Source organism: Thermococcus radiotolerans (assembly GCF_002214565.1).
In the GTDB taxonomy this organism is placed as follows: Archaea; Methanobacteriota_B; Thermococci; order Thermococcales; family Thermococcaceae; genus Thermococcus; species Thermococcus radiotolerans.
Genome location: NZ_CP015106.1, coordinates 956,469 through 970,009, shown reverse-complemented (window position 1 = coordinate 970,009; position 13,541 = coordinate 956,469). Strand labels below are relative to the sequence as shown.

10 protein-coding genes are annotated in these 13,541 nt (G+C 57.1%); 5 read left to right on the top strand and 5 right to left on the bottom strand.

Translation table 11 applies throughout. The features are described 5' to 3' along the window. Positions 1 to 34: 34 nt before the first annotated feature. On the top strand, positions 35 to 769 hold the full coding sequence (locus A3L10_RS05190; RefSeq protein WP_088866690.1) for a hypothetical protein: 735 nt from the start codon (positions 35 to 37) through the stop codon (positions 767 to 769). On the opposite strand, the gene A3L10_RS05185 is transcribed toward A3L10_RS05190, so the two are convergent. The 4 genes from A3L10_RS05185 to A3L10_RS05170 are packed head-to-tail and all read right to left on the bottom strand — an operon-like array spanning position 770 to position 4,900. Then, entirely contained in the window at positions 770 to 1,954 is a 1,185-nt protein-coding gene (locus tag A3L10_RS05185) for an NAD(P)/FAD-dependent oxidoreductase (RefSeq protein WP_088866689.1), read from the bottom strand. 4 nt (positions 1,955 to 1,958) lie between these two features. After that, the gene (locus tag A3L10_RS05180; RefSeq protein ID WP_088866688.1) at positions 1,959 to 2,408 is read right to left on the bottom strand and encodes a 4Fe-4S dicluster domain-containing protein; all 450 of its coding nucleotides are present in this window, start codon (positions 2,406 to 2,408) and stop codon (positions 1,959 to 1,961) included. Further along, positions 2,408 to 2,965 (bottom strand): 4Fe-4S dicluster domain-containing protein, encoded by a 558-nt coding sequence (locus A3L10_RS05175; RefSeq protein WP_088866687.1) that lies wholly within the window; start codon positions 2,963 to 2,965, stop codon positions 2,408 to 2,410. Before A3L10_RS05175 ends, A3L10_RS05180 begins: the two co-directional genes overlap by 1 nt. Continuing rightward, positions 2,966 to 4,900: an aldehyde ferredoxin oxidoreductase family protein gene (locus tag A3L10_RS05170; protein WP_088866686.1), complete on the bottom strand. Its 1,935-nt coding sequence runs from the start codon at positions 4,898 to 4,900 to the stop codon at positions 2,966 to 2,968. Positions 4,901 to 5,037: 137 nt separating this feature from the next. Here A3L10_RS05170 and fni point away from each other — a divergent pair, with 137 nt between their 5' ends. From fni to A3L10_RS05150, 4 genes are all read left to right on the top strand, one after another. Continuing rightward, positions 5,038 to 6,156 carry a type 2 isopentenyl-diphosphate Delta-isomerase gene (fni, locus tag A3L10_RS05165; protein WP_088866685.1) on the top strand — a complete coding sequence of 373 codons (1,119 nt, stop codon included), beginning with the start codon at positions 5,038 to 5,040 and terminating at the stop codon, positions 6,154 to 6,156. 118 nt (positions 6,157 to 6,274) lie between these two features. Beyond that, positions 6,275 to 7,597 carry an RNase J family beta-CASP ribonuclease gene (locus tag A3L10_RS05160; protein WP_088179906.1) on the top strand — a complete coding sequence of 441 codons (1,323 nt, stop codon included), beginning with the start codon at positions 6,275 to 6,277 and terminating at the stop codon, positions 7,595 to 7,597. Between the two features lie 67 nt (positions 7,598 to 7,664). Then, entirely contained in the window at positions 7,665 to 8,696 is a 1,032-nt protein-coding gene (locus tag A3L10_RS05155) for a polyprenyl synthetase family protein (RefSeq protein WP_088866684.1), read from the top strand. Between the two features lie 91 nt (positions 8,697 to 8,787). Continuing rightward, entirely contained in the window at positions 8,788 to 10,350 is a 1,563-nt protein-coding gene (locus A3L10_RS05150; RefSeq protein WP_088866683.1) for an MFS transporter, read from the top strand. A gap of 247 nt (positions 10,351 to 10,597) precedes the next feature. On the opposite strand, the gene leuS is transcribed toward A3L10_RS05150, so the two are convergent. Then, on the bottom strand, positions 10,598 to 13,498 hold the full coding sequence (gene leuS, locus A3L10_RS05145; protein ID WP_088866682.1) for a leucine--tRNA ligase: 2,901 nt from the start codon (positions 13,496 to 13,498) through the stop codon (positions 10,598 to 10,600). Between the last annotated feature and the right edge of the window lie 43 nt (positions 13,499 to 13,541).

The window sequence follows — 13,541 nt, the reverse complement described above, 5'->3', positions numbered from 1 at the left end:
ATTGTTTCTGGATTACTCACCCCCGGGGGAAAGGATGGGAAGGTCGTTCAAGGCACTGATAGTGATCCTCGTGCTCTTCGGCTGGGTCAGCTTGATACTCTCCTCCCTCGCCCAGCACGGCCTTTTGGCGGCCCACGATGCAAAGCCGGGTGATCTCATTATAGAGACCAAAGCCATCACCGTAAACGGAACCGAAACCTTTGTTCTGGAGTGGAACCTGAAGGAAACCTATGTTCAGCGCCTCAGAAGAAGCAGGGATGCCGTTTTCCTCATGTATCCCCTCATGATAACCGGGCCTGCCAGTTCGAGGTCTTTTCTCGATGAGGAGCGGGTGAACATAACCCTGAAAACGGATTCTGAAGTGGTTTCCCTTTCGGAGATGCCGTTCCACATGGAGTACCTTCCCGTCTCTGGATACCTCTCCTTCAGGGTAGTCCTACGATCTATAGCCTATCCACTGCCTGAGCGCTCAAATTCCGGGAGGATTGAACTTCCTCTGATTCCAACCGGCCCTTCGGAGTGCTCCGAAATACCTGTCGTTTTTGCCTATTTCCACGACACCGGTGGGCGCGAAGTAACCCCCGTGGAGTCCTCCCTCAAACTCACTCTCCGTCCCGGACCGGAATATCCGTTCTTCGGCAACGGGAGTGCTGAAAGCGTTTTTCTAATAAACGGCACGGAGCTCGTCCACAGAGCATTCTGGGACGAAAGGGGTGGATGGCTCAGGGTAGAGGTTTTCAACGTCACACTTCCCTGCGAAAGCGGCTGATTATCCCCATGCTTCTTTTATCTTGATGTACGCCTCCGCGGAGCCTATCGAATGGAAATGACCGAGATGAACCCTCTGCCATCCGAGCACGCGTCCTCTCTCATCCGTTAGGGTGGCTTCCCTCCAGTTCCGCCCCTCCGAAATTTTCACCTTCACCTCAAAGCCGAGCCGCTCTGCTTCCACAGGCGTCAGTCCGATGGAGTAGACCTCCGCCCGTCCAATCCTCTCGTACACCGCGGGGATTACTCCCCTGTCGAGAGCGCCCTTCCCCGCGACCTCCTCCGCTATCAACCGCGCGTAATGTCCGGCGACGAAACCGAGGGGACGGTAAACGGCCTTTCCGGTGATGAAGTCCCAGCTCATCGCGCAGTCCCCGAGGGCGTACACATCGGGAATCACAGTTCTCCCAATCCTGTCAATCTCTATCGGCTTCCCATCGTCCCTCAAAAGCGAGGAGTTGGGCCTCACACCCGTGGCTAGAACAATCGCATCTACATCGAGTCTCCTCCCGTCCGCCAGTTTTATCTCTTCTACCCTTCCATTCCCCTCAACTTCCTTCACGAAAGAGCCAGGAAAAATCTGAATTCCCTCGTTTTTCAAGTGTTCCTCAAGGAACTCCGAGAGTTCTCCCGCTAAAATGCTGGGGAGAACGCTCTCCCTCGCCTCGATCACCGTGACGGTGTGTCCCCTCTCCTTCAGTGCCACCGCCGCCGTCAGCCCGACGAGCCCGGCCCCGATTACCGTCACTTTACTTCCAGGTGGCAGAGATGCAAGAAACTCAACGTCTTTCCGGCCGTGGAATCCGATAACGCCCCTCTTCTCAATCCCTTTTATCGGCGGCACGAAGGGCTTTCCTCCCGTTGCCACCACCAGCTTGCCGTATCTCAGCCGGCGTTTTCCGTTTCCGGTTCTGACTACAACGAGCTTTTCCTTCTCTCTGAGTTCTAGGGCCTCACCTTCAATGACCTCAATGCCCGCCCTTTGAAGGTTCTCCGCAAGGTCGAGTACGGCCTCGTCTGGGGAAAGTCCCCCGGAGACTATCTCCGCAAGGCGGTGCCTCGTGTACGGGGGCCATTCCTTCGCCACGATGGTTATTCTGCCCGCATCAATCCCGTTTTCAATGAGGTTGAAGGCCGTGTAGAGCCCCCCGATTCCGCCGCCGACTATCACGATTTTCCCTTCCATGCTCTCACCGCAGCCCCTTGAATTCGAGAAGCTCCACCATCGAAGGTTTCCCCCTTATCAGAACCCTCTTTCTCTCGACCCTCTCGTAGACGAGGGCACCCTCTTCGCAGGCCGCGACGCATCTCGGGCTTCCGGAGCAGAGGTCACACTTCGCCATCGTCCCGTCTGGCCTTAGGAAGACCGCGCCGAATGGACACACCGCAGTGCAGGCCTTGCAGGAGGTGCAGAGTGACTGGTTCAGGATCACAGCCCCATTCGCTGAAACGCTGAGCGCCCCGAACTCGCAGACCTCGACACAGGGTGCTGGGTTACAGTGGCGGCAGACTACGATGTCCCATCGCTCCGGAAGGGTGGGAAGGGGAATCACCCTGATCCCGTCCTCGATCGGGCACGCCTCGACGCAGTCCATGCAGCCGGTGCACTTCTCCGTCAGAACGTGGAGAAGGTACTCCATCAGACGTCCAGCTCCCCGCTCTTCTCCACCAGCTCCAGCAGATATTCAACGGCCTCTTCCGCCTTTTTCCTTGGATATTCTGACGTCTCCTTCCCGCCGTAGAGTCCGTAGGCAACTCCTGCCGCCTTGGCCTTCTTCAGCTCCCTCACGGCCTTCTTTTCCTCCATGTAGACTATGGCATCGTGCGGACAAACCGTGGCGCACTCGGGCTCACCCTCGCAGAGGTCGCACTTTATCGGCCTCGCCTCCACCTCAAAGCTTATCGCCCCGAAGGGACAGGCGTAGGCGCATTCCCTGCAGCCTATGCAGCGATCGTAGTTTATGATGTAGGCCCCGTTTTTGTCCCTGCTTATGGCATCCACGGGGCAGACCCTCTCACAGGCCGCATCCTGGCACTGGAGGCAGTAGACCTGAACCGACGTCTGCACCTCGGGCTTGGTGAGGATGGTTATCCTCGACAGCGAGAGGTCGAAGACGCCGTGGTGCTTGAAGGAGCATGCTAATTCGCAGAGGTGGCAGCCGGTGCAGTTCTCGTAGATAACCGCCAGCACGAACATTCAGGCCACCTCCCTTACCGGGCCGTCCCACTCGGGAAACTCCTTCCCCTCTATCTCATCTGCGACGTAGCCGATGCCGAGTTCCTCCAGCGTTTCCCTCGCCGGATAGGCGGTCTCCACGTCGCATCCGCGCCTTCTCAGATACTCGTCAACGAGCTCCCAGTGCCGCCTTACCTGTGCCTTTGCCCTCTCCGTCGCGGTGAACTCGGGCGGGAACTTGACGTCGTAGTGCTTCTTCTTGATCCCCTGCTTGACGTTGAAGGCCATCTCCGTTAGGTATATCCTGTCGGTTGCGTCTATGATGTCCTTCTCTGTGAACTCCATGCCGGTGAAGGCCGTCAGGAGCATCGCCGTCCCCTTGAAGACCGGATACTTCCAGACGAGCGGAACCGCCTGGAGCCAGCTGTTTATCGAGCCCTTGCACCTCCCGAGGGAATCCGCTAGGGTGCAGGCCCTTTCACCGTAGATGAGCGCCCCGACGGGGTCCTTCCTGTAGTCGGGCAGGTCGGCCTCGAGCATCCTCCTAACTGCCTCGATGTCCATGAGCTTGTCGTTCTCCCAGTAGGCCCACGAGCGTCCCCTCAGGTGGTCGGCCCCCCTCGTCGAGGTCGCGTGGGAGAGGGTGAAGATTCCGTTGATGAAGTCAACCTCGTACCAGCCCCTGTTCACGCCCTTCACGTCGTAGCAGTAGGCTAAAGCCTCCTCCCCGTAGAGCTTTGCGAAGTTGCGGTAGCCCTCGGCTAGTTTGTTCCCGAAGCCCCTCCTGTATGCCGTCATCTCGATGAGTTCAATCTGTCCCTCGGCATCTCCCCACTCAAGCGAAACCCCCCCGAGTTCCTCTCTGCTCAGGATTCCCTTCTCGTGGAGGAGCCTAGCGAGGGCTATCGTGTCGCCGAGCGTCATAACGTCCATCCCGTACTCGTCAGCCATGTGCTCCATCCGCAGAATGGCTTCGGTGTCGGTTACACAGTTGTTGCTCCCGAGAGCGTATATCGACTCGAACTCGCTCGCCGTCCCGTATTCGCCCGTGCTCGGCAGGTAGTAAACGTCTTTACACGCGAGCGGACAGGAGAAGCACTGGGTCCTCCCGACTTCGTACTCGGCCAGATCCTGCGGCCTTAACCCGATAGGCAGCTCCTCCGCGCTGAGAGGAACCTGGAAGTACTTCCAGCTCGGGTACCACTGTATCAGCCCGTAGTGGGTCCCAATGACCGAGTAAATCCTCTTGACGAACTCGTTGCGGTTGAAGTAGTCGATATCTTCTTTGGCCATCTCGTAGAACCGCTCCGGGTCGGCGGGCTCAACGCCCTTCGTTCCGATTACCGCTATCGCCTTGAGGTTCTTGGAGCCCCATACGGCGCCGCTTCCCCTCGCCCCGGAGTGGTACTTGTCCACCATCGTCGTGGCGAAGCGCACGAGGTTCTCTCCGGCTGGCCCTATCCCCGCAACGCTCACCTCATCTCCGTGCTCGTCCCTCAGCCAGTCAACGGTCTCACCTGTGGTCAGGCCCCAGAGATCCTCTGCGTCCCTTATCTCAACCTCGTCGTCCTCGATGAAGACGTACTTCGGTTTTTGGGCCCTCCCGGTCACGATTATCTGCTCGTAACCGGCGAACTTCAGCATCGCCGAGAACTCGCCGCCGGCGTTACCGTCTCCGAGGATGCCAGAGAGGGGCGAAAGGGTGCTTATATGAAGCCTGCTCGTCATCGGAAGTGCCGTTCCCGCGAAGGTCCCGTTGCCCAGTGCGAGAACGTTCTCCGGGCTCAGGGGGTCTATCCTGCCGGGTATCATGTCGAAGAGGGCCTTTGAGTTGAAGCCCCTTCCCCCGAGATACCGCTTCACGGTCTCGGGCGAAACTTCCCGTTTGACGACCTTCTCCCGAGTTAGGTCGATGATCAGGATGTCCCCAACATTCCGCTCAGATGATATTGACATTTTTTCATTCCTCCGTGAAATGAGCCGTAATATACCAAATCCTACGTTGATGTATATAAGCGTTGCCGGGGTTGTAACCCGAGTTGCGCTCCAAAAACCTCTTAACCTTCGTCTCCATTCTCTCTTCGGTGGTTGAAATGGAGGCTTTTGATAAGGAGGAACTCACGATCATCAGGAAGTTTGAGCACATCGAGCACTGCTTGAAGAGAAACGTCCAGGCCCACGTTTCCAACGGTTTTGAGGACATCCACTTCGTCCACATGAGCCTGCCCGAGATAGACAAGGAGGAAATAGACCTGAGCGTCGAGTTTCTCGGACGGAAGTTCGACTATCCGATTTTCATAGCCGGAATGACCGGTGGAACGAGGGGCTCTCAGCTGGCCGGAAAAGTAAACAAGACTTTAGCGAAGGCCGCCCAGGAGCTTAACATACCTATGGGCGTCGGCAGCCAGAGGGCGATGATAAGAAAGCCCGAAACCTGGGAGAGCTACTACGTTCGCGATGTCGCGCCCGACGTTTTCCTCGTCGGCAACCTCGGCGCTCCCCAGTTCGCCGAGACGATGCCCGGCAGATACGGCCTTGAGGAGGCGCTGAAAGCAGTCGAGACCATTCAGGCGGACGCTTTGGCGATACACATGAACCCGCTCCAGGAGAGCGTCCAGCCGGAGGGCGATACCCAGTACAGGGGCGTTCTGAAGGCCTTAGCCGAGCTCAAGGCCGAGTTCCCCTACCCGATAATAGCGAAGGAAACCGGCGCCGGCGTTTCTATGGAGGTTGCAATAAGGCTCGAAAGCATTGGAATAGACGCGATTGATGTCGGCGGCCTCGGGGGGACGAGCTGGAGTGCCGTTGAGTACTACCGCGCCAAGGACGAGATGGGCAGGAACCTTGCCCTCAGGTTCTGGGACTGGGGAATAAAGACAGCGGTAAGCGTCGCCGAGGTTCGCTACGCCACCGACCTGCCGATTATAGCCACCGGCGGAATGCGCGATGGGATAACGATGGCGAAGGCCTTAGCCATGGGAGCTACCTTCGCTGGCGTTGCATTGCCGCTCCTCAAGCCAGCTGTGAAGGGCGACGTCGAGGGAGTCATCAAAGTCCTCCAGCGCTACATCGAGGAGCTCAGAAACGCGATGTTCCTCGTCGGGGCAAGAAATGTCGAGGAGCTGAGGAAGGTTCCGCTCGTGGTTACGGGCTTCACGAGGGAGTGGCTGGACCAGAGGATCGACCTGCCGGCCTACCTCCGGAGTCGGTGATTTTTATCCCTCTTCTTCAGTTCTCAGAAATGCACACCTTTTTAAACCCCTGCCCACAACTAAGACCAACGCAGCCCCACGCCTCAGGAGAGGCCTGGGGGCGTAAGGAGGAATAGACATGATAAAAATCCATACAGTTAGCGGTTACGAGGAAGTAGGCAAGAACATGACCGCCGTCGAATACAACGGGGAAGTCGTTATAATCGACATGGGAATTAGGCTTGACCGCGTTCTCATTCATGAAGATGTCAACATCCAGCAGTTCCCCACGAAGGAACTTCAGAAGCTCGGTGCGATTCCTGACGATTCGTCGATAAGGAACAAGAAGGTCGTCGCCATAACCTTCACCCACGGTCACCTCGATCACATCGGCGCGGTTGCCAAGCTCGCCCCCCACTACCCTGACGTCCCGATATACGGCACGCCCTACACGATAAAGCTCGCGAAGGGCGAGGTCAAGAGCGAGCAGTACTTCGAGGTCAAGAACCCGATGTACGAGACCGAGTACGGCGAGATAGTTCAGGTGAGTGAGAACCTGGCGATAGAGTTCGTTAGGATAACCCACTCAATCCCCCAGTCCTCCATGGTCGTCGTCCACACCCCAGAGGGTGCGGTAGTTCACACCGGCGACTTCAAGTTCGACAACAACAACCCGCTCGGGGAGAGGCCGGACTACAAGCGTCTGAGGGAGCTCGGCAAGGAGGGCGTTAAAGTTCTCATTCCCGAATCAACACGCATAGAACAGCCGACCAAAACACCCAGCGAAGCAGTGGCCCAGATGCTCCTTGAGGACTTCTTCCTCTACGAGGGCATGGAGGCCGATGGGCTGATAGCGACGACCTTCGCCAGCCACATTGCCCGCCTCCAGGAGCTCATCTGGATAGCCAACAAGATGGGCAGGCAGGCGGTGTTGGTCGGCCGCTCGCTCGCCAAGTACACTGGAATAGCCAAGCAGCTCGGCCTCATCAAGATGAAGGGTGCGAAGGCCGTGAGGAGCCCAAACGCCGTCAGGAAGGTTCTCAAGGAGGTTTCTGGAGCGAGGGAGAACTATCTGCTCATAGTCACCGGCCACCAGGGAGAGCCCGGCGCGGTCCTCACGAGGATGGCCAACGGTGAGCTCTATGACATCGGCAAGCGCGACACCGTGGTTTTCTCCGCCGGAACGATACCCAACCCGCTCAACAGGGCCCAGCGCTACGTCCTTGAGACGAAGCTCAAGATGAAGGGAGTTAGGATGATAAAGGACCTCCACGTCAGCGGTCACGCCAGCAGGGAGGACCACCGCTACCTTCTCAGGATGCTCAATCCGGAGAACATAGTTCCAGCGCACGGAGACTTCAGGATGCTCACCCACTACGCCGAGCTCGCCGAGGAGGAGGGCTACCTGATAGGCAGGGACGTCTTCGTGTCGAGGAACGGCTACCTGGTCGAGATAAGGTAGGGTAAAACTGATAAAGAGTTGCCCTATTTTTCCTTTAGATTGCTTTCATCACTCACGGGGTGATATAATGGGGAAGTACGATGAGCTGTTCGCAAGGGTTAAGGAGATGGCGAAGGACGTTGACGCGGCTATATTCGAGCTCATCCCTGAGAAGGAGCCGAAGAACCTCTACGACGCATCCAGACACTATCCGCTCGCCGGTGGAAAGCGCGTCAGGCCGTTCGTAGTTCTCCGTGCTGCCGAGGCAGTGGGAGGCGACCCGAGAAAGGCCCTCTACCCGGCAGCCGCTGTCGAGTTCATCCACAACTACTCGCTGGTTCACGATGACATAATGGACATGGACGAGCTGAGGCGCGGAAGGCCAACCGTTCACAAGCTCTGGGGCGTCAACATGGCGATTCTGGCAGGTGACCTGCTCTTCAGCAAGGCCTTCGAGGCCATCGCTAGGGCCGAGGTAACCCCTGAGAAAAAGGCTCGCATCCTCGACGTTCTTGTCAGAACCTCCAACATGCTCTGCGAGGGTCAGGCGCTCGACATAGAGTTCGAGACGAGGGATGAGGTCAGCGTTGAGGAGTACCTCAAGATGATAAGCGGCAAGACCGGGGCGCTCTTCGAGGGTTCGGCGGAGATAGGCGCGATAGTCGGAACTGAGAACGAGGAGTACATCAAAGCGCTCGCCAAGTGGGGAATGAACGTTGGCATAGCCTTCCAGATATGGGACGACGTGCTCGACCTCATAGCCGACGAGGAGAAGCTCGGAAAGCCCGTCGGCAGCGACATAAGGAAGGGCAAGAAGACGCTGATAGTCAGTCACTTCTTCGACCACGCGAGCGAAGAGGATAAAGCCGAGTTCCTGAAGGTCTTCGGCAAGTACGCGGGCGATGCAAAGGGCGACGCGCTGATACACGACGAGAAGGTCAAGGAGGAGGTTGAGAGGGCCATCGAGCTCCTCAGGAAGTACGGCAGCATAGACTATGCCGCTCAGTACGCCAAGAACCTCGTTAGGGAGGCCAACGAAGCCCTGAAGGTTCTTCCCGAGAGCGAAGCGAGAAAGGATCTGGAGCTGCTCGCCGAGTTCCTCGTCGAAAGAGAGTTCTGATTTTGGCCTCTCTCCTTTGATTATCCTACCAATGGGTTCTCATGCAAAATCTTATAACATCGCTCCCCCTAATCCTTCTCTGGTGGAAAACATGGGACAGTCTAAGTGGGGAGTTCTCATCATAATGAGCGCGGCGCTCTTCATAATGTTCATCGACACCACGATGATGAACGTTTCTATAAGCGCCCTTGTGAGGGATCTTGACACAACCGTGGCCGGCGTCCAGGGCGCAATAACGCTCTACGCCCTTGTAATGGCCGCCTTCATGATAACCGGCGCGAAGCTCGCCGATATATGGGGGACGAAGAAGGTCTTCTTCAGGGGGCTGGTCGTATACACCGTTGGAACGCTGATGGCCGCCTTCGCTCCAAACCTCGCGGTTCTTCTTCTCGGCTGGTCGATTCTTGAGGGCATCGGCGCCTCGATGATGATGCCCGCAACGGTTACGTACATCACCAAGGCCTACACCGGCAAGGACAGGGCCTTCGCCTTCGGCGTCTGGGGAGGCGTCGGCGGAGCGGCGGCAGCCTTCGGTCCGATAATAGGTGGTTTCTTCACGACCTACATCACCTGGCGTCTCGGCTTCTTCATGGAAGCCTTCATCGCCGCGGGGATATTCGCCTACATGAAGATACTCTCCGACTACAAGCCGGAGAGGCGGATAAAGCTCGACGTTATCGGGGCGGCACTTGTCGGCATCGGCCTGTTCCTGCTCACGCTCTCCGTGCTCATAATGGATCCGCTTTCGAACCCGCCGGTTCTGCTCCTCATGGTTGCCGGCTTGGTCGTTCTGGTGGCGTTCTGGAAGTATGAGGAAAGGAGGAAGGACAGGGGCGAGGACGTGCTCATAGACGTTGACATCTTCAAGTCGAAGGTCTTCACCGCCGCCAACTTAGTGAGCATCTTCTTCCAGATAACCCTCGCGGGCATAATGTTCACCGTCCCGGTCTTCGTCCAGCAGTACCTCCACTACAACGCCATCGAGACGGGCTTCGTTATAGTCCCTCTCTCGATAATGATGTTCATCTTCTCCATGAGCGGACAGAGGTTCGCAAAGTACCTCACTCCGAAGCAGATAATCCAGCTCGGCATAGTTCTAACATTCCTCGGTCTCTACCTCGTCCTGCGCGTCCTGAAGCCCGGCGTGGAAGGTTCAGACTTCGCCATCGGCCTCGCCCTCTACGGCACTGGCTTTGGCCTGATATTCTCCCAGATAACCAACCTCGCCATGATGGGGGCAAAGCCGGAGCAGCAGGCGGACGCCTCGGGAATATTCAACGCCCAGAAGCAGTTCGGTCTATCCCTCGGAACGGCCTTCATCGGTGCGGTTCTGGTTCTCGGTGTTATCCACAGCATAACCCGGCAGATTTACGAGTCCGGCCTCTTCGAGGGTAGCAAGGAGCAAATAAAGGAAGCTGTGATTCAGTGGATAATCAAGATGCAGCAGGGGGAGCTTAACATTCCGCCCGAGTACCACGACGCGGTGCTCCAAATCGTGAACAACTCCTTCATAGACACCATGAAGGTCGCGATAATCTTCATGATGGGCATACTCATTATCAGCGCCCTGCTCTCGTTCCTCTTGCCGAAGGGTGAGAAGGCCGGGGCCGTTCCGGAACCAGAAGCGGTGAAAGAACCGGAGGGAAAGGAGTAGAGTAGCTAACATTAACGGGTGATGTGGTATGGGGGCAGACGTAACGGGTGCCCTCGTTGGTGTCACATTTCTTCTTTATTCTGTGATAGTCGGGATAAAGGGTTTGCGGAGTGATGACGCCAAAAAACAGATGTGGGCAAGTTCAGCGCTCTTCTTTGGGGCGATCCTCTTTGGTCTCTGGGTCAAATATTGGCGGCCTTAACTCTCTCTATGCCTTTTGAACAGAATAAAAGGAGAAGTAAGGAGCTCACTCCACAAACACCGCCGGCTTCAGCGGCATCGCGGCCTTCTTCTTTCCTCCCTTGTCCTCCTCCGGGTTGATGATTATCTCGATGCCGAGCTCCTTCTCCATGAAGTCCTTGGCTTCCCTCAGGGCTTTCTCCTCATTGATGCGTTTGACGTCGAAGGCCCTCTCCTTGATGAGCCTCTGGATGAGCTTGCTTATCTCCTTGCCGTGCTTCCTCATCTCCGGGTCCTTCATAAGCTCGGCCATGGCTGACTTGAAGTCCCTCTTCTCAGCGACCACTTCCACAACGCGCCACTTCCACTCCGGTGCGGTATAGACGTAGGCCCTCTTGGCGTCCTCTATCTTTGCAACGCGGATGATCTCCTTGATGTCCTCGATGAGGGCCTTGACGAACTCCTCCTCGGCCTCGATGGTCTCGTTCCACCACTCCGGAACCGGCTCCGGCCACTTCGCCAGGCTCACGAAGCCCTCTCCGCCGAGCTTCTCCCAGAGCTCCTCGCTGATGTGCGGCGTGAACGGCGCCATCAGCCTGACCCAGACCTCGGCGAGCTTTCTAAGGACGTAGCGCTTGGCGGCATCATCTCTTCCCTCGGTTCTCCTCATGTACCAGCGCAGGTCGTTGAGTACGCTGTAGAACGCCCACTGCACGGCAGTTCTCGTCCTGAACTCCTCGAGAGCCTGGGTTGCCCCCTCGATGGCCTTGTTCAGCCTGTGCAGCATCCACTTATCGATGTCCTTGAGCTCGGTCTCCTCCGCCTCGTAGGTGGCGAACTCGCTCACCAGCTCGTAGAACCTCTCAACCTGCCTGCGGAGCTTTCCAACCTCCTTCCTGCGCCAGTCGAAGTCGCTGTCGTGCTCGGCCAGGCCCATTATGTAGAGCCTGACGACGTCCGCACCGTTCTCCTCGATGGCGTCGATGAAGTTCAGCACGTTGCCCTTGCTCTTGCTCATCTTGGTGCCTTCCAGCGTTCCGAAGCCGTTGACGGCTATTCCCTTCGGCCAGTGCTCCTTCCTGAAAATCGCCGTGTGGTTGAATATGAAGAACGTCAGGTGGTTTGGGATGAGGTCTTTGGCAGAGCAGCGCCAGTCGAGCGGGTACCAGTACTCGAACTCCTCTTTCATCTCGTGGATCGTCTCGGCCGGGATTCCGGTCTTCTCTTCGAGTTCCTTTTCGCGCTCCTCGCTGAACTCCTCCAGGAACAGGTAGTCAAAGAACTCCCTCGTGAGCTTCTCCGGGTCGAGCCTGCCCTCCTCCCTCAGCCTGTTCATGTGCCTGCTTATCGTGTAGTAGGCCATGTAGATGGTCGAGTCGCTCAGGCTCTCGATGACCCAGTCGGGGTCCCACGGGAGCGGCGTTCCAAGGCCGACTTTCCTCGCGCAGGCCTTCTTGTCGAGCCAGTCTATCACCGCCTCGAACTGAGCCCTTCTGCTCTCGGGGTAGATCGTCATCTCTGCCAGCGCTTCCCTGGCCTTCTCCTTCCACTCAGGGTTGCCATAGTCTATGAACCACTGGTCGTGGATTATCTTGATGACCGCCTGGTTGCCGAAGCGGCTTATCACCGGCTTCTCGGCGAACTCGTACATTATCTCCGCCCTTCCGCTCTCGAGCAGCTCCTTGGCTATGAGGTCTTTGGCCTCCTGGACGGACTTGCCGGCATAGGGCTCTATCTTGAAGACGCCCTTGTGGTACTCGGCCTTGTAGATGTTCTTTGTCGCTTCCTCGAGCTTCTCAACGTCCTTCTGGCTCTTCACGCCGAGCCTCTCAGCCTCTTCAACCGCCGGGAAGTCGCCGTAGCCCTCGAGCTTGATCAGCGAGATGTAGCTTATCTCCTCAAGGACGCGCGGGTCGATGTCGTATTTGAGCAGAATCTCGGTTTCCTTCTTGAGGTCCTCAAGGGCAACGTGGTCGAATGGAGCATGAGCAGGAACGCTCATGACGACTCCGGTCGCGTTGTCCGGGTCAACGAACTCTGCCGGCAGGATTATGACCTCGTCGCCGGTGACCGGATTCCTCACGTACCTTCCGATCAGCCTTTCGCCCTTAAACTCCTCCAGAACCTCAATCTCCCTGTCCTGGAAGGAGAGCTTGTATGCCGCCTCCTTGCTGATTATCCACGTCTCCACCTTCTCGCCGCGCTTGACCTTCGCCTTGACGTAGGTTGCCTCGGGGTTCAGCCACATGTTGGTGACGCCGTAAACCGTCTCGGGCCTTAGCGTCGCGGCCGGCATGTAGATTTCCTCGCCGTCCTCCTCTAGGATGAACTTGATGATGACGTAGTCCAGTATTTGGACGTCTTCCCCTTCCATTATGTCGTGGTCTCCGAGGGGCGTTCCGACGACCGGGTCCCACCTGACCCTGTGGGCACCCTTAACGACCAGTCCTTTGTCCTTGAGCGTCCAGAACTGCCACTCTATGAACTTGCTGAAGGGCGGGAAGAGGCTCGTCGTGTGGAACTCGCGCGTCCAGTCGACGGAGAAGCCCGCTCTAATGAAGGTCTCCCTGGCGGCCTTCATGAAGTACTTGACGATTTCCTTTGGGTCCTCGAACTTCCAGAGTATATCCTCCGGAACCTTGTAGACGTCGCGGTAGATGTGTATCGTCTTTGGGTCGCGGTGCTTTATCCTCTCGGCGATTCCGACTATCGGCGCACCGGTGATGTGCCAGGCCATCGGAAAGAGGACGTTGTAGCCCTGCATTCTCTTAAAGCGTGCTATGACATCTGGAATCGTGTAGGTCCTCGCGTGGCCGACGTGGAGGTGTCCCGAGAGGTACGGGAAGGCGACCGTGATGTAGAACTTCTTCTCCTTTGGTTTCTCATTCGCCTTTGGTTCGAAGGCCTTCTCTTCCAGCCAGCGCTTTTGCCACTTCTCCTCAATGGCCTTGAAGTTAAGCTCAGCCATGGCCATACCTCCTCAGAATTTTTTCAAAAGAGCGTGAGTGATA